The 18,463-nt window shown below is 32.1% G+C and carries 12 protein-coding genes; 11 read left to right on the forward strand and 1 reads right to left on the reverse strand.

Annotated elements, in window-relative coordinates:
* The 11 genes from PCI70_RS00245 (at window position 1) to PCI70_RS00295 (ending at window position 15,978) form a co-directional block, all read left to right on the forward strand.
* Window positions 1–1,674 carry a polysaccharide biosynthesis/export family protein gene (locus tag PCI70_RS00245; RefSeq protein WP_269913355.1) on the forward strand — a complete coding sequence of 558 codons (1,674 nt, stop codon included), beginning with the start codon at window positions 1–3 and terminating at the stop codon, window positions 1,672–1,674.
* Window positions 1,675–1,687: 13 nt separating this feature from the next.
* Window positions 1,688–2,107: a glycerol-3-phosphate cytidylyltransferase gene (gene tagD / locus PCI70_RS00250; RefSeq protein ID WP_269913356.1), complete on the forward strand. Its 420-nt coding sequence runs from the start codon at window positions 1,688–1,690 to the stop codon at window positions 2,105–2,107.
* A gap of 1 nt (window position 2,108) precedes the next feature.
* Window positions 2,109–3,380: a LicD family protein gene (locus PCI70_RS00255; protein WP_269913357.1), complete on the forward strand. Its 1,272-nt coding sequence runs from the start codon at window positions 2,109–2,111 to the stop codon at window positions 3,378–3,380.
* A complete protein-coding gene (locus PCI70_RS00260) occupies window positions 3,347–6,844 on the forward strand; it encodes a CDP-glycerol glycerophosphotransferase family protein (RefSeq protein WP_269913358.1) in 3,498 nt (1,165 codons plus the stop codon). The genes PCI70_RS00255 and PCI70_RS00260 overlap by 34 nt, the downstream gene beginning before the upstream one ends.
* Before the next feature lie 12 nt (window positions 6,845–6,856).
* On the forward strand, window positions 6,857–8,446 hold the full coding sequence (locus tag PCI70_RS00265; RefSeq protein WP_269913359.1) for a hypothetical protein: 1,590 nt from the start codon (window positions 6,857–6,859) through the stop codon (window positions 8,444–8,446).
* Window positions 8,447–8,458: 12 nt separating this feature from the next.
* Window positions 8,459–8,845: an HAD-IIIC family phosphatase gene (locus PCI70_RS00270; RefSeq protein ID WP_269913360.1), complete on the forward strand. Its 387-nt coding sequence runs from the start codon at window positions 8,459–8,461 to the stop codon at window positions 8,843–8,845.
* Window positions 8,846–8,848: 3 nt separating this feature from the next.
* Window positions 8,849–9,586, forward strand: coding sequence for a glycosyltransferase family 2 protein (locus tag PCI70_RS00275; RefSeq protein ID WP_269913361.1), 738 nt, complete (start codon window positions 8,849–8,851; stop codon window positions 9,584–9,586).
* Window positions 9,583–11,133: a hypothetical protein gene (locus PCI70_RS00280; RefSeq protein WP_269913362.1), complete on the forward strand. Its 1,551-nt coding sequence runs from the start codon at window positions 9,583–9,585 to the stop codon at window positions 11,131–11,133. Before PCI70_RS00275 ends, PCI70_RS00280 begins: the two co-directional genes overlap by 4 nt.
* A 61-nt stretch (window positions 11,134–11,194) precedes the next feature.
* Entirely contained in the window at window positions 11,195–12,751 is a 1,557-nt protein-coding gene (locus PCI70_RS00285) for a hypothetical protein (RefSeq protein WP_269913363.1), read from the forward strand.
* Window positions 12,752–12,794: 43 nt separating this feature from the next.
* Complete coding sequence (locus PCI70_RS00290) at window positions 12,795–14,747, forward strand: capsular polysaccharide biosynthesis protein (RefSeq protein ID WP_269913364.1); 1,953 nt, start codon at window positions 12,795–12,797, stop codon at window positions 14,745–14,747.
* Between the two features lies 1 nt (window position 14,748).
* The gene (locus PCI70_RS00295) at window positions 14,749–15,978 is read left to right on the forward strand and encodes a capsule biosynthesis protein (protein WP_269913365.1); all 1,230 of its coding nucleotides are present in this window, start codon (window positions 14,749–14,751) and stop codon (window positions 15,976–15,978) included.
* Window positions 15,979–16,015: 37 nt separating this feature from the next.
* Here PCI70_RS00295 and PCI70_RS00300 read toward each other — a convergent pair whose 3' ends face one another.
* A complete protein-coding gene (locus tag PCI70_RS00300; protein WP_269913366.1) occupies window positions 16,016–18,427 on the reverse strand; it encodes a membrane-bound PQQ-dependent dehydrogenase, glucose/quinate/shikimate family in 2,412 nt (803 codons plus the stop codon).
* Window positions 18,428–18,463 lie beyond the last annotated feature (36 nt).

Here is an 18,463-nt window from a genome sequence, read left to right on the forward strand (position 1 = left end):
ATGAAAAAAATTCTACTTCTTTCAGTTTTGGCAACCAGTATTGCTCATTCTTTTGCTGCGGATATGAATAATCTCATACCAGATGTTGCCTATTCAAAAACAGAAACGACGACAGCATCTGCAGATCGTACAATTTTACCAAATCAATCTATTGTAGGACTTTCAGCAAGTAGTTCAAATAAGTATCTCAGCACCAAAAATATGTTTGGCTCACAGCTATTTAAAGGCGCTTTTGCAACAACGGCAGGTTCTACGTTTAATAGCAGTTATCGTTTAAATCCAGGTGACAATATCAATTTACGTTTGTGGGGTGCATATCAGTTTGCAGGTACACAAACCGTAGATCCACAAGGGAATATTTTTATTCCAAATGTAGGGCCTGTTAAAGTTGCAGGGACAACAAATGGCAATTTACAAAGCTTAATAGAGGCAAGTGTACGGAAAACCTACGTTGCAAATGTAGGGGTATATGCAGCCTTAGAACAAGCACAACCTGTAAAAGTACTTGTCACGGGTTTTGTAAATCAGCCAGGTAATTATGGTGGCGTTGCAAATGATACGGTAACTGCGTATTTAGATCGTGCAGGTGGAGTAGACCCAGAGCGTGGTAGCTATGTAGATATTAATATTATGCGTGATGGTAAGCTTATGCAGCATGTAAATCTTTATGATTTTTTACTTGCAGGAAAAATCTTACCATTTTCGTTTAAAGATGGCGATGTGATTGTAGTAAGTCCAAGAACACATACATTTAATGTAAGTGGAGAGGTGTACAATCAGTATGATTTTGAATTTAATCGCTCTGAAATTACAGTAGGTCAAGCATTAGGTATTGCTAAAACTAAGCCTGGTGCAACCAATGTAAGTATTATGCGCCGTCAAGGTAATGAATATCGTAGTGAGTATTACTCACTTGCAGCTGCTCAAAATGTAATGGTGCAAGATGGAGATGTTCTAAGCGTAACAGCAGACCGTTATGCAGGTACAATCCAAGTGCGTGTAGAAGGTGCACATAATGGGGCACATGCTGTAGTTTTACCTTATGGTTCAAAGTTATCTGAAGTTATTCAGCAAATTCAGCCAAACAGCTTGTCTCAATTACAGGCATTACAACTATATCGTCCATCTGTAGCAAAACGTCAAAAAGAGATGTTAAATACTTCTTTAGACAAGTTAGAAGATGCAACATTTAATGTACGTTCTAGTACACAAGAAGAAGCAAATTTACGTTCTAAAGATGCTCAACTTGTTAGAGAGTTTATCGCAAAAGCACGTTTAGTTGAGCCAAAAGGGCAAGTGATCTTAAACCCGAATACATACAATAATGTCATTTTAGAGCAAGGCGATGTATTAGTTGTACCAGAAAAAACATCTGTTGTTATGGTACATGGTGAAGTTGCTTTTCCAAATGGTGTTGAATATCAACCTAACATGACAGTAGAGCGTTATATTGATCAAGTAGGTGGCTTTAGTCAGAAATCCAATAAATCTAAAGTGATTGTAATTCGTCAAAATGGCGAAGCTTTACTTGTGAAGAAAAGCTATAAAATTCAAGAAGGTGATGAAATTATAGTCTTACCAAAAGTTTCATCTAAGTCTGTAGAAATTGCACGTGGTATTACCGAAATCTTGTACCGTATTGCTGTTGCTACTAAAGTTGCGTTAGATTGGTAAAGGAGAGTGTAATATGAAAAAAGTAATTACTTATGGAACCTTTGATTTGTTTCATGTTGGGCATTTGAAATTATTAAAACGTGCAAAAGCTTTAGGTGATTATTTAATTGTTGCTTTATCAACAGATGAATTTAACCAAGCAAGTAAAAATAAACATACTGTTATTAGCTATCAAGATCGAAAAGCGATTCTTGAGGCTTTAAAAGTAGTGGATATGGTTATTCCCGAAACAAACTGGGAGCAAAAAATTCAAGATATCCAGCAACTAGAAGTGGATACATTTGTAATGGGACATGATTGGGAAGGAAAATTTGATTTTTTAAAAGATTTCTGTGAAGTTGTATATTTACCAAGAACGGCTGCAATTTCTTCAAGTGAGCTTAAAAATCATATCTCGAGTCAACCAAATACTAAATATGAAAGAATAGCCTGAAATGCAACGACTTCATACTTTGCAACAAAAAATGAGAGATGAATATCTCTCATTTAATAAATATATGTGTCTTAAAAACTTTAAAGTTTATCCCTTTATTGTAATGTATAAAAAGTATCTAATGAGTGAAGGGGCTTACACTTACAAGATTCAAGATCTTATTGAAAAGATTAAGATTGTAGACAAAAATCTTGGTGAGTTTTGCCAAGCTGAAATTCTCTTTTTACAAGGAAATTTTAGTCAATCATTAGAAATTCTAAATCGTTTAAAACCAAATCAAGTTAAAAATACAGAAATTTATTATTTGATTCATAAAAATTATATTTTTCTAAATGAAAAAAATAAAGCAGATAGTATTCTTTATGAGTTACTCATGTTTTCAAATAGAAAAAAAACATGGTTGTACTTAGCAAACAATGTCAGTAGCCAACAACAATTTATTCGATTTAAAAAGTTATTTTTTAAAAAAATTAATATACAAGTAGAAAAAAATATTCAAATTTTTAATTATTATTCTGAAGCAGCATTACGTTCATGTAATTACAAAGAGGCATTAGATATTTGGATTATATTTATTAAAAATATAAAAAATAATATTAAACCACAGCAAAAAAAATATTTTAGTGATAAAAATGCAGAACAAGCATTATTAAATTTAAAAGAAATGTTAGATAATTCTAATATTCCTTTCTTTTTGGTAAGTGGTACATTACTTGGATGTATTCGAGAAAATAAGATATTACCACATGATAAAGACTTAGATATTGGGGTTTTTTCTGAAAAAATTAATAAAGAAAGATTAATAAAAACAATACTATATTCAGGATTTTTTGAAATCTTACCGACACGTATTTCTGAACAAGTTAAATTAAAACACCATAATGGTACGTATATTGATATCTTTATACATAATAAAAAAGATGAATATATTTGGCATTATGCTGCCAAGATTAAATGGTTTAATACGCCATTTAATCTTAAAAAGATTAAATTTTTAAATACAGAATTTTTAGTACCTGAAAATACAGATCAGTATTTAATAGAAAATTATGGTCAAGATTGGACAGTTCCTAAAGTAGACTTCGATTCTAATTTTGATACACCAAATGCTGTTATATCTAACCAACAAGAAATGCAAATTTTTTATGTTAGAATGTTGGCGTATAAATATTTACATAATGATATAAATTCACTTTCTTTTAATAGATTAGTCGAAAATTTAAGTAATGAGGTTATAGAGTGTTTAAAGCAAGAATTAATCTTAACAAAATAGTTAATGAGGCTTCTAAAAAAAGTAATTTAAATATATCATTTTTAAATGGACTGGTTTCTAAAGAGTCGATTAAAAATCCTGTAGATACATTAACTTTAATTAAAGCGATAAAACTTTATAATCAAAAAGATTATCAACAATCTGCAAAAGAGTTTTTAAAAGTAGAACACGTATTTCATGACAGCGCTTATGTAAATTTTAAAATAGGTATGTGCTTTTTTAAACAAAGTGAATGGGAAAAGGCAGTTCATTATTTTGAAATAGCTAAGAAAGGTATAGGATATAAACAAAGTTGGGATGTTCAGTATAATGCTGCATTTAAACATATCAATAAATCTACAACTAACCTAACAGTTGCAAAGAAAAAATATAAAACAAATAAAACTGATATTCTAAAATATGCTCAAGAACTATTTAAAAATAAATCGTATTGGGTTGCTGTGCATGAATTACAAGATTATATAGCACAACATAAAACTAATAATGAAATTGAGTTTTTACTAAGTAATTGCTACGAAAAATTAACTGATTATACAAATGCATTACTAATTTTAGAAAAGCTTTATGAAGCTCATCCAACTAACACAAATTATTTATACCGTTATGCTTACAACTTAGAATGTAGCGGTAATACAGATAAAGCCAATGACATTTATCAGGAATTTTTACTCTTAAAAATTTCAGACCAAGAAATATTTGACCATGGTATTGGTGTGGTACACGCAAAACGTGGTTTATGGGATACAGCTTTATCTGCTTATAAAGAACATCAAAAAATATTAGATGATTCAACGCCTGCAAGTTTATATGAGAAAATGGGTTATGCTTTTGGGCGCTTATATTTGTGGGCTGAAGCTGCAGAAGAATACAAAAAAGCTATTTTAACTTTAGATTATGCACCTGCAATTTTATATTTTAAGTGTGCAGAGGCATATGAAAAGTCAAAGAATGCTAAGGAAGCGATTGTCTTTTACAAACAGGCAATTATGCGTTCTAATGATTTTCAAGAATATTGGTATTACCGTTTAGGCACGGTATTAGAACAAAACAATCAATACAAAGAAGCAGCGCAATACTTTGAACAATCTCGGAAATACCAAACAGCATATGGTTTAAACCCCGACGATGTTTTAAAAACAAAAGAACAAAAAATGCTTGGTGTATATACCGAGTATTACGAAAAATTAAAAATTGTTGAAAATACAATTTTATTTGAAAGTTTTTTTGGTGATACGTTAAGTTGTAATCCGTATGCGCTTTTATGTAACTTCTTAGAAGATACAAAATTCAAAAATTATACTTTTATTGTTATTTTAAATAATTTAGCCCATATTCCCTTAGGTTTAAAAGACCCAAGAATTATTTTTATTAAAAGACAAAGTGATAGTTATTTGCGCTACCTTGCGTCTGCAAAATATTTAATTAATAACGTTTCTTTTCCTTATTATTTTATCCGTAAAGAAGCGCAAATCTATTTAAACACTTGGCACGGTACACCTCTAAAAACATTGGGCAAAGATATTCGTAAGCCATTTTTAGATTATGCCAATGTTGCACGTAACTTTTTACAAGCGACTCATCTTATTTCGCAAAATAGATATACCAACGAAATTTTGTTAGAAAAATATAATGTTAAAGATTTATATAGTGGTAAGGTTGCAGATACGGGCTACCCAAGAGTTGACCTCACATTAAATCTTACTTTAGATCGAAAACAAGAGATCTTACACGAGTTAGGTTTAACTAACCGTAAACCAATTGTGGTCTATGCACCTACATGGCGTGGCACAAGTGAAAGAAAAGACTTTGACACAGCACGTCTTGTTAGGGATTTACATCACCTTAAATCAGATAAATATCAACTTGTTTTTAAATGTCATCATTTAGCAGAAGCGGTTGTTAAAAAAGCCAATCTAAATATTGCTTTAGTTCCACATCATATTGATACCAATGAGCTTTTAGGATGTGCAGACGTTCTTATTAGTGATTACTCAAGTATTGTCTTTGATTTCTTACACTGCAATAAGCCTATCATTTCTTATGCATACGATTATGAACAGTATGTTGAAGAGCGAGGTATGTATTTTAGTAAAGCAGAGCTTTTGGGCACTGTTTGTGAAGATATTAAAAGTTTAAGAAAAGCAGTTATGCAAGCTTTAAACACAAAAGTTTCTTATTCTAAAGATATTAAAAAATATGCCCAACAAGATACTGGTAATGTTGCTAACAAAGTTAAAGACTTTTTGTTTAAACATGATGAAACCTATTGTTACCACTATGAGAAAAAGCCTGTAAATTTAGTTTTTTCAGGTCCTTATATTCCAAATGGTATTAGTCGTTCTTTTTCTAATTTGATGACCAATTTGCAAGATGCTTCTGATTTTCAGTTAAGTGTAATTGTGAATCGACAAGATATTAATGCTCATAAAAATCGTTTAGAAGAATTTGATCGTACATACTTAGATACGATTGCGTACCATGGTCGTATAGGCGCGATGCCAATGACAGCAGAAGAGTTATGGGTACGTACCAAATTTGAGAATATCAATAAATTCTATTCTCAACAATTTGAAGATATTTATAAAAAAATGTTTGCACGTGAATCTAGAAGATTATTTGGAGATACAACATTTGAGGCTGTTATAAATTTTGAGGGCTATTCAGTATTTTGGGCTTCTTTGCTTTCACAAACTAAATCACATAAAAAAGTAATTTTTCAGCACAATGATTTACATAGTGAGTGGAAAACACGTTTTGCGTATTTAGAAGGTATTTTTAATTTATATCCATATTATCAAAAAGTAGTTTCTGTATCTGAACTTACAATGTTAAATAATATTGAGAAGTTATCTTCACTTTTTAATATTAATAAAGAAAAATTTGAGTTTGCAAATAATACTATTTTGCCAAAAGAAATTTTGGCACAAGCACAGGCAGAAGAGGAAGCAAATCCAATTTATGCAGAATATACAGGGAAAAAGATATTAAATATTGGTCGTTTATCGCATGAAAAAGATCAAGAAAAATTGATTCGTGCTTTTGCAAAATCTGACATTATTGAGCAAGATGTAAAATTATTTATTCTTGGACAAGGTCCTCTGCAAGAGCATCTTGAAAAATTAATTACAGAATTATCTGTTACAGAAAAAGTTCATTTACTCGGACAAGTAGATAATCCATATATTTACTTAAAAGATGCTGATTTATTCGTTCTTTCATCTAATCATGAAGGTCAGCCAATGGTATTGCTTGAAGCACTCACACTTAATATTCCAATATTAGCAACTGATATTGTAGGAAACAGAAGTGTTTTAAATACAATGGATGAATGCTTAGTTGAGAATACCGAGGATGCTTTAGCAGTTGGATTGTCATACCATTTAGAGCATGCAAAGCCAAATAACTTTGATGCTGAGCAATATAATATAGATGCAATTAATAAAGTTTTAAAGATAATAGCTTAATTGGAAAGAATAATGGGTTTATTTAATCATCTAATTACCACAAAGTTAGAGACTAAAAAAGAAGCTAGATATAATTCTCCAGAGTTATATCTAGAATATTTAACTTTTTTGGGTCACACAGGGAAAGTAGATCAAATCTATTTTTCCATTAGACTACTAGATAAGAGTTTTATTGACAGCCAGAAAAACTTTTTTGATAAAAGTGATGTTTTTTTACGTCTAGAAAATTTAATCAAAAGAATTGAAGATAAAAATCAATATGGCATCAAAAATTTTCTTATAAAAAATAATGAGGAAAAGGTTGAGATTTATAAAACTGTAGAAATGTATTTTAAAGGTTTACAACCCGATACAGCATCTCATGAACAAAACTTTATTCTTAACTTTATGCTTAATATGCTGATTGAGCATAAATTATTAAATACAGACCTTGCTAAAAGTTTAGTTGAATATTTTTGGAAAGCAAAAAATTGTAATAATTACCGCAAAGATTTTTCTATTTTTTCAATTGTAAATTATTGTTTCGATCATAATATGCAAGATTTTTTTGCGTTAAGAAAACAATTCTATAATCATATACAGAAAATATATAACCAAATATACAAATCATCTCTCTTGAAAAAAGATGAAATAGCACTGTACCAAAAATATTTAAATGATCATATTAAGTCTATTAATCATTTAAAATCTAAGTCTAAATATAAAGTCGCTATTTGTATTTCAGGTTTGTACAGAAATCACGAAAATGCACTTAAAAGCATAAAAGATAATTTAATAGATCCCTTAGATGCTGATGTCTTTGTGCATACTTGGGATCAGAAAGCTGTATGGACTGGATTTGGAGGTACCCCGCACTATACTCGTGTTTTTGGTGATAAAGCTCAACAATTCGTACCTAAAGAAATATATAACTTAAAAAAGATAAAAGATTTTTTACCTTGTACATATTCTAAATTGGAAGCTGCTATTTATCATAAATGGGACGGCGAGGAGTTTTTAAATTACTTTAAACCAAAAAAGATCTTAATTGAAAATCAAGATGAGTTTGTAAATACTTTAAATAATAAAGAAAATTATACTTTAGCTCGTGGAAGTCTTAATCAAATTAAGATGTTTTATGGTTTGCAAAAAAGTTTAGAGTTAGCATTTAATCATGATAAATATGATTATATTATAAGAATTCGTCCCGATATTTTAGTAAATAGTCAAGTAAGTTTAGAAAAAGTAGCAGATCTAGAAAATAATATTATTTATACAAATGTAGGAGATTTTGGTCTACAGGACTTTGAATTCATGACATCTTCATCTGTTGCATATAATTTTTCAAACTTTATTAAAAAGATGTTTGATTTTGAAGCATTAAGTCCTTACGAAAAATATCCATTATATGATGCTCATAATTTAATGCTGTCTTGGATGATTGAAGGAAATTATAGATTTGATAAAGATGTTATGAAAAGATCATTATTAAACATGGTTAATCGTAAAATTTTAATTGATGGTCTAAATGAAGCGTTAGATCAAGATTTTGAGAATCTCTCACAAGACAATAAAGCGAAATTTATATTTTTTGTTGAATATTTAAGAGAAAACTACTGTTAAGCAGGTTTATAGATGAAACGAATTATTATGGATTTAGATGACACCATTTGCCAAACTCAAAATGGTGATTATGTAAACTCTAAGCCTGTTCCTACGGTTATTGAAAAAATGCACGAATACAAAGCATTAGGATTTGAGATCGCCATCAATACAAGCCGTAATATGCGTACCTACCAAGGTAATACAGGTAAAATTACAGCCAATACACTACCTATTATTTTAAAATGGTTAGAACAGCACAATGTACCATATGATGAAATCTATGTAGGCAAACCTTGGTGTGGTATGGAAGGCTTTTACGTAGATGATCGTTCTATACGTCCAAATGAGTTTGTAAATTTAAGTTTAGAAGAAATAAATCAACTTCTTGGCCCACTAGATATGGAAGAGCATCGTTAAGTTATGATTATTATCCCTATGGCAGGTTTAAGCTCTCGATTTTTTAAAGCGGGCTTTGCAGTACCCAAATATCAATTGACCTTACCAAACGGCCAAACCATGTTTGATTGGGCGGTTTCTTCTTTTAAACATTATTTTGAAACAGAAACATTTTTATTTATTGTAAGAGACGTATATAACACGCCCGAATTTGTAAAAAATCAAATAGAAGAAATGGGTATAAAAAATGCTCAAATTGTAGTGCTAGATAGAGAAACGGTAGGACAAGCCGAAACAGTACTATTGGGTTTACAAGGCGTACAACAATTAGATCAAGAAGACGAATGCTATATTTTTAATATAGATTCTTGTCGTCATAATTTTATTAAACCTGAAATTGCAAACCAAGTAGATGGTTATCTAGAAGTATTTGAAGGAGAAGGCGAGCATTGGTCTTTTATTGAACTTAATGACAATGACCAAGTGATTCGCACGACAGAAAAAGTCCGAATATCTAATTTATGTAGCGATGGTTTATACTTTTTTAAAAAAATTGCTAAATTCATACAACTTGTAGAAATTGCATTAGCTAAACAAGATTTTGTAAAGGGTGAATTGTATATTGCACCACTATATAACAGTATGATTAAAGAAGGGCACACAGTTGGTTATGATTTAATTCAACAAAATGCTATTAGTTTTTGTGGTACACCTGAAGAGTATGCTGAAATTTCCGCTGCAATGAAGGAGAAACAAGGATGATCTTAATTACTTCGGGTGCCTATGTAATTAATGAATTCCAAGCAGAACTTGGTAAAATTCCACCTTGTTTTTTACCTTTAGGCAATAAAAAATTATTAGAGCATCAAGTGTTAACGCTTAGTCAGCATTTTCCTGATGAGCAAATTATTTTATCGTTACCTGAAAGTTATCAGCTTTCTAGTGCAGAAAAAAAACTAATTATCAGTTTGAATGTTTTGGCTGTAGCTGTACCAGATGACTTTTCTTTGGCTGAATCTATCAGTTATATGATTAATGTAACGAATTATCTGCCAAAAGAAGATTCAATTAAAATTATGTATGGTGATACGCTGATACATGATTTGCCTGAGAATTTAGAGCAAGCAGATCTTTTAGGCGTTTCAGTCTCTCAAGATAGCTATGATTGGAAAATAGAATCTACTGGCTCTGATAACTCTACAATTTGGTGTGGTTTCTATATCTTTAGTGATCAAACACTTTTAATACGTTGTTTGGCTTTAAAAAGACATAATTTTTTAGAAGCAGTAGAAATATATAGAACGGAAAAGCCACTTACAATTCATTGTTTTAAGCAATGGTTTGATTTAGGGCATGTAAATACGTATTTTCGTTCACGAGCTGCAATTACCACGCAACGTGCTTTTAATGAATTACGTATAGAAAATGGTGTGCTACATAAAACAGGCTTACCTACACATAAAATAGAAGCAGAAGCAAATTGGTTCAAGCAACTACCACCTAAACTTAAACCATTTACACCTCAATTGATTGATACCTATACAGATCAAGAAGGGAAACCATTTTATGCATTAGAGTATCTACCAAACATGCCATTGAATGAGTTATTTGTGCATGGAAAAAATAGTGCTTTAGAGTGGAAGAGTTTGTTTAACTTAGTTAAAGGATTTCTTAAACAAGCCAATGTAGATTTACCTAAAGAACAACATACTAAAATTGCTCTAGACTTTAAATGTTTGATAGAAGATAAAACATTTATTCGTTTGGCTGAGTATGCAAAAGCTGAAAATTTGAATTTAGATGAACCTGTTTACTATAAAAACACAAAGTTACCAACGTTAAATGAAATTTGTAGAATTTGTATAGACAAAGTTCAAGCACTGCCTAAGTGTCATAGCATTTTACATGGGGATTTATGCCTTAGTAATACGCTATATGATTCAAGAGCATTACAAATTAAAGTGATTGATCCAAGAGGAATGAATTCTCAAGGAGAGTTAAGCATTTACGGCGATCAAAAATACGATTTAGCGAAGTTAACTCATTCAATTATTGGTTTGTATGACCATATTATTGCAGGGCGATATGTTTTATTAAAAAATGAAATTAAGTTTGATATTGACGAGCGAATTTTAGAAATTCAGAAGCAATATGCTAAATTTGATTTAATTGATGGTATTTCTATTGCTAAAATTATGCCATTGGTTGTTTTGTTGTTTTTATCTATGTTGCCATTACATAGCGATAGACCTGACCGCCAAAAAGCAATGTTAATGAATGCTTTAAGATTATATTCAGAGTCTCTTTAATTTATAAAATGGGGTAACTATGTTTAGTTATCCTATTTTAATGTAAAACTTAGGTTTATAAATGTTCAATTATATCTTGTCTTCAAAATATTCTAATATTATAAATAATAAACAGGATTCTTCTCATCATCAAAACTATATAAAGTTTTTATTAGATATTGGAATGTTAGAGGAATTAATATTAGAAAGTAAGAATATAAAATATGATTTTGACGTAAATAAATACTACCTTAATAAAAATATTGTCAAATTCAATGAAATAGAAAAGTTAGAAGACTTATGTAGTTATACACTAAAAAATAAATTTAGTTATGAAATTTATAATAAATTTTTTGATCAAATATTTCCTCAACATAAGCCTAGTACAAATACAAGTGAAGAAAACTTATTATTTTGCTATTTCTTAAATCTATCAATTAAATATGCTTATCTACAACATGATCATGCTGAAAAATTTGTTAATTTTTTCGCAAGATGCGCCAAAGTGAATCTTATTAGAAGAGAACATTGCTTTATAAGCATAACGCAATATATGTTAAATTCTACAAATTCTTTTTTTATGTTTCAAAGTGGATATAGCCATCAACAAATTATATTAAATGGAATAAAATCAACTCAGTTACTAGATAACCATATCAAAAGAGATATTCAGGCTCAATTTTTTAGAAAAATAAAAGCTTGTAATCCCCTTAATATAGAAAAGCCTAAAAAAATAGCAGTATGTATTTCTGGTATGTATCGAGGGCATGAACAATCTTTAAAAGAAATAGCTGAAAATATTGTAAAACCTTTAAATGCAGATGTATTTATGCATACATGGGATACGCAAGCTGATTGGCCAGGGATTGGAGGAACAGCAAGCTTTTTTAGATTGTTTGGACATGAGAACGAAAAAAAAATACCTAAGAAATATCATGGTGTAAATAATATTTTTAAGATTGAAGAAAGGTTTCCTCATCTATTTAACTTAATAAAAACACCTATTAGTCAAAATTTAGACCAAGAAAAAATAAAAGCAATATTTCCAAACATTCATATAAAAATAGAAAATCAAAATCAATTTGAAGAAATATATATAAAGAACAATAGATATGCAAAAAATACTAGATATAAAAATCAGTTAAAAATGTTTTATGGCATATATCAATCTTTTTATATGGCCTTACAACAGAGTCTTGAGTATGATTTTATTATTCGTATTAGACCCGATGTATCTGTAGAAACGTTTAACCCTAAAATATTTGATAATTTAGAAAATAATTTATTCTATGGTTTATCAGAAAATATAGCTGGCCCTACAGATGTAGAGTTTGTTTGTTCGTCTCAAATGGCATTATCTTTTATAAATTTTTGTAAAAATATTTTCTCAAAAGGAAGATTAAATCCATTTGAGCAAATGCCTGATGTAGATTCACATCGTCTAATTTTACTTTGGTTAATTGACAATGAATATAGTTTAGGCGATGACGTTATTAAAACTAAAATTTTAGATAGTCGACATTTTAAAGCTTTTAAAGATTTGGATAAGATTTTGGAAAAAGATATTTCAAATTTATCAGAGGCAGAATTTCTAGAAGAAGCTGACTTAATTGAGTTTTTCGCAAAAATTGTGGAATAAAATTCCTGTATAATTGCTATGCTTTTAAAAGAAGTTATTGATTATGCACTTTATTAATAAAAAAATAGCAAATATCCCAAACATTCATCAATTTTTTGATGAAGGTAATGCTGTTGTAGGATGGGGAAGAAAAAAGAGTTTTTTTCTTGCACAACACTATGCGCAACAGCATCATTTACCTGTTATTTGTGCAGAAGATGGTTTTATTCGTTCATTGGGCTTAGGTAAAGAAGGTTATCCGCCATTATCTTTAGTAGTTGATAAAATAGGAATTTATTTTGATTCAACACAACCTTCTGATTTAGAAAATTTAATAGGTCAACCTGAAGATATAGCTCAAAACAAAAGAGCACAGCAAAGCATTGAATTGATTACACAATATGGTATCACCAAATATAATCAAAAATTTAACAAAATAGATTCTGCTTTTTTTAAAGATAAAAAAAACATTTTAGTGGTCGATCAAACTTATGGCGATCAATCGATTAAATATGCAGGTGCAAGTGAATTAGATTTTAAACGTATGTTAGCACAGGCTTGTAAAGACCATCCTGATGCAACCATTTGGGTGAAAACCCATCCTGATGTAATGGCAGGGAAAGCTAAAGGTCATTTTATTAAAGATGACTTTAGTTCCAATGTAAAAGCATTAACACAAAACTATAACCCCTACGATTTATTGCAATATATAGATGAAGTTTATGTGGTGAGCTCGCATCTTGGTTTTGAAGCATTGCTTGCAGGTAAAAAAGTACAATGTTTTGCTATGCCTTGGTATGCAGGTTGGGGGTTAACGCAAGATCAGAAAAAAAATAAGCGACGTAATACTAAATGTTCTTTAACACATCTATTTGCTAAGGCTTACTTTGACTATGCCCGTTATGTATGCCCTGTAACACAGCAGCGTTGTGAATTAGAAAATATTTTACAGCTATTGATTGTAAATATTAAACAGCAAAAGCGACTACCTAGTGACTTAGATATTTTTGGATTTAGTCGTTGGAAACGTGTATTTATGCAGGAGTATTTAGATTTTCCTCATCTAAAATTAAATTTTAAATGGCGAAAACCTAAAAAAAACAATCATATATTTGCATGGGGTAAAAGAGCGCAAAAATTAAAACAAGAAGATTATAAATGTGTATGGACGGTAGAAGATGGATTTATACGTTCGTTAGGATTGGGTGCTGCATTGATAAGACCTTACTCATTGGTTTTTGATCCAATTGGAATTTATTATGATGCAACACAGCCTTCTTATTTAGAGAAGTTGTTAAATAAAAGTGAACTTTCTTTTGCACAAAATAAGCGTGCAGATCAACTTATTCAGACTATTCTTGAAACAAACATCTCAAAATATAATGTGGGTATAACAAAAGAACTGGCTAGACCTTCTACAAAAAAAGTAATTTTGGTGGTGGGGCAAGTTGAAGATGATATGTCTATTCAATTAGGTGGCATAGACATCAAAACAAACCTTGCTTTACTTAAACAGGTGAGAGCAAATAATTTAGATGCCTATATTATTTATAAACCTCATCCTGATGTGCATGCAGGGCTTAGAGTTGGACAAGTAGATGCGTCTGCTTATGCAGATCATGTAGAGCTTGAAACATCTATTTTAGATTGTTTTAAGATTTGCGATGAGTTGCATACTATTTCCTCTTTAAGTGGCTTTGAAGCATTGCTAAGAGGTCTTAAAGTATATTGTTATGGTTTACCATTTTATGCAGGTTGGGGGTTAACGCAAGATCGGCATAAATGTGCAAGAAGAAAAAAAGACATTACATTACAAACCTTGGTGTATATGACGCTAATAGAGTATCCTATTTACAATGTACCAGTTACAAAGCGTATGCGTCTTCCATTTGTAACACCTGAACATGTGATTGACTATATAAAAAAAGAAATGCAACAGCCACGCACTGTAGAATATTCTTTCATAAGTCGAATGTTTACAAAGGTAAGACGTATTAAGTTAGGAAATTTTCATTAATATGTCTGTTCATTTAGATGCACTATTATCTTCTAAAAAAGTGCTGTTATTACAAGGCCCAATGGGGGATTTTTTTAGTCAGTTAGCAACTTGGTTAAAAACAAAAAAAATTGAACCTTATAAGTTAAATTTTAATGGGGGAGATTGGCTTTATTATCACCACCACAAAAATGTATTTAATTACAGAGGGCGGATGGGAGACTTTTCGCTGTGGCTACATGATTTTTTATTAGAACATCAAATAGATAGTTTAGTATGTTTTGGTGATTGTCGAAAATACCATCGTATTGCCAATCAGGTCGCGCTTGACTTGAAGTTACAGTTTTTTGCATTTGAAGAAGGATATATTCGGCCCAATTATATTACGTTTGAGCAAGATGGCGTAAACTTCTTTTCCAATTTTACCAAACATTTGTTACAACAAATAGAAAGTAATCAGCAGTTACCTTTAGATCATTATATTGATGTGCATAATGATTATGCAAAGTTAATTAGAAGTGCTTTTTGTTATTATTTGGCTTGGTCATTTTGTGTTTTTGTTTATCCTCATTATAAACATCACCGTGGTATGACACCCTTGTTTGAACTGTATTGTTGGTTTCTCTCGGGTTTAAGAAGAATAAAAAATTACCATTTAGAAACACCACGATTTGAGCGATTTTTAGAACAACACTCAAAACAATATTATGTGTTTGCTTTGCAAGTGCACAATGATTTTCAAATTCGTATTCATAGCGATTTAAAACGAATGGAGTCTTATATTGAGCATGTGATTGAGTCCTTTAGTTTAAATGCCAAACCAGAACATCATTTAGTTTTAAAGCATCATCCAATGGATCGTGGTTATAGAGAGTATAGCCGTTTAATTAAAGATTGTACGAAGAAGTTTAATGTGGTGGGGCGAGTTCATTATTTTTGTGATATTCATTTACCAACGTTGTTAAAGCAAAGTTTAGGCATGGTCACGATTAATAGTACAACAGGAATACAAGCATTATTTCACGGCATTCCTGTAAAGGTATTAGGACGTGCATTATATGATTTACCTCGTTTAACTTCTCAATATCCCCTTTCTAAATTTTGGCATCAGCCGGGTGTAGTGGATAAAGTCTATTTTAGCCATTTTAGACATCAGCTTATAGAATACTCTCAACTGAATGGGGCCTACTATGGAGTATCTGCATGGATGGAAAGCTACCAAGAACCTGTTTTAGAAACTGTTGAGTCATAAAAAAAGAAGCCATTAGGCTTCTTTTTTTATTTGAGGTTTACTGTTTATTTTTAGGAAGTTTGTACGCCACTAAATAATCACCCACAGGGGTTTTCATAAAGTGATGACCGCCTGCCATAATCACAACGTATTGCTCACCGTTTATTGAGTAAGTCATTGGGGTTGCTTGACCACCTGCTGGCAGTGTATCGCTCCACAACTCTTTACCATTACGGTTATCATATGCACGGATTTTGTCATCTGTTGTTGCTGATACAAAGCTGATATTACTCGCTGTTGTAATTGGGCCACCGTTGTTTGGTGTACCAATGTTAATCGGCATATGTGTTGCAAGATTAAATGGACCGTTACGTTCTGCACTACCAAATGGATGTTGCCATAGAATTGATTTTGTATGTAAATCAATGGCTGTGATCATACCGTAAGGTGGTTCACTACATAACATACCTGTTGGGCTAAAGAAGGCACTAATTTTTACACCATAAGGTGTATCTGCCATAGGACGACCAGTACCACCCACTGGTTTGTAATTTTTAGCATCCATAGACTCTAAGCCTTCTTTGTTTGCTTCTTTACGTGACAGTAGTTGTGCGTACATTGGTGTGTTATTCCAATTGGCAATAATAACACCGCGGTTGCCATCATAAGCATAGCTACCCCAGTCACTACCGCCGTTATTACCTGGATACATAATCCAAGGTTTATCTAAGCTAGGTGGTGTATCAATACCTTGATAGTTTGCTTTACGGAATTTAATACGACACATCATTTGATCGATTGGTGAAATACCCCACATTTTTGTTTCATTTAAATCTGGGAAACCTAAACGCGGAATATCAGTAACAAATGGCTGTGTTGGTGAACGTGTATCATCAGGAACGCCACCTGTTGTTGGAACAGCACGTTCTTCTACTTTATTGAGTGGTTTACCTGTTTCACGGTTTAAGATGAAAGTTTGACCCAATTTAGTTGGAACAAGCATAGCAGGAACAGGTTTGCCTGATGCATCAGGGTAGTCCATAAGCGTTGGTTGAGAGCCTAAATCCTGATCCCATACATCTTTATGTACAGTTTGGAACGCCCAACGTAAATCACCTGTTTTTGCGTCTAATGCAACTACAGCAGCATTTACTTTTTCTTCTTCAGGGCTACGCATTGCGCTATAGTGATCGGCAGCGGCATTACCCATTGGTAAATAGACTAAACCAAGTTTGTCATCACCCACCATAGTTGCCCATGAGTTTGGTGTACCACGGCTATATTCTTCGCCGTCTTTTGGTTCACTATGGTCGTTTGGACGTTTTACATCCCAAGCCCATTTGAATTTACCATTTTCAGCATCGTAACCACGGATAACACCTGATGGTGCCCAACGGCGTTGATTATCACGTACTTCTTGGTTAACTACCACTGTACCATTTACAATAGCAACAGGCGATGTTACAGAAACGAAGCCCGGTGTTACAGGTCCCATCCCTTTGTTCAGGTCGGTTTGTCCGTGTGTACCAAAATCTTCACATGGTTTACCTGTTTCTGTATCTAATGCGATTAAACGCATATCCAGTGTACCCATCACCACACGTGTATGACACGCCTGACCTGTTGGTACAACTTTTGATTCGTAATAAGTTAAACCACGACATGCTGCCGTGTATGGGATACTTTGGTATTGAACGCCTGATTTAAATTTCCAAACTTCTTTACCCGTTGCAGGATCAATACGGCTTACGTTGTTTGTTGCACTACATACGTAAAGTCCATTACCCACTTTGATTGGGGTATGTTCCGCTGCCCATTTATCTGCTTTACCCGGAGGCGGTAGATCGCCTGTACGGTATACCCATGCTTTTTCTAGGTATTTAGCGTTATCGGCATTAATTTGCTTGAGCGGTGAGTAACGTGTAGCGTTGGCATCACGTCCGTAGTATGTCCAATCAGAATCTGACTGAGTGGTATCATTTACAGCACCTGCAAGCGGTTTGTCTGAAGGTTCTTTACCAGATTCGTAGTTATCATGCGGTACAAATGCACAACCACCTGCCACGATAAAACAAAATACAATAATACCTGTTAAAGAATAAGACAGTTTACGACTGACGCCTTGACCAATACGTGGTAGTAGTAAGGTTAGGAAAAATGCAAAAACTGCAAATAATCCTAGACGTGGTACCCAGCCCCAAAAGCGGCTACCTGTTTCATAGATGGTCCAAATGAGTGTACCAATAAAAAATAAACCAAAGATTTGAGCGCCCAATAGTTTATTTTTAAATAGTAGTACACCTGATGCGATGAGCATGATACTAGAGATGAGGTAGTACCAAGAACCACCTGCAAATGCAAGATCAACGCCTCCGATGAGTAAAGGCAATGCAAAAAGTGCTAAAATAACAGCAAAAACCTTGACTGCTATTGTACTTTTTGATTGTCCTTGTGAATTTTCTATCTCCATAAGTCCTCCATAGACTCATTTATTTTAATTCTTAAG

Origin of the sequence: Acinetobacter sp. HY1485, assembly GCF_027568475.1 — a bacterium.
Classification (GTDB): Bacteria; Pseudomonadota; Gammaproteobacteria; order Pseudomonadales; family Moraxellaceae; genus Acinetobacter.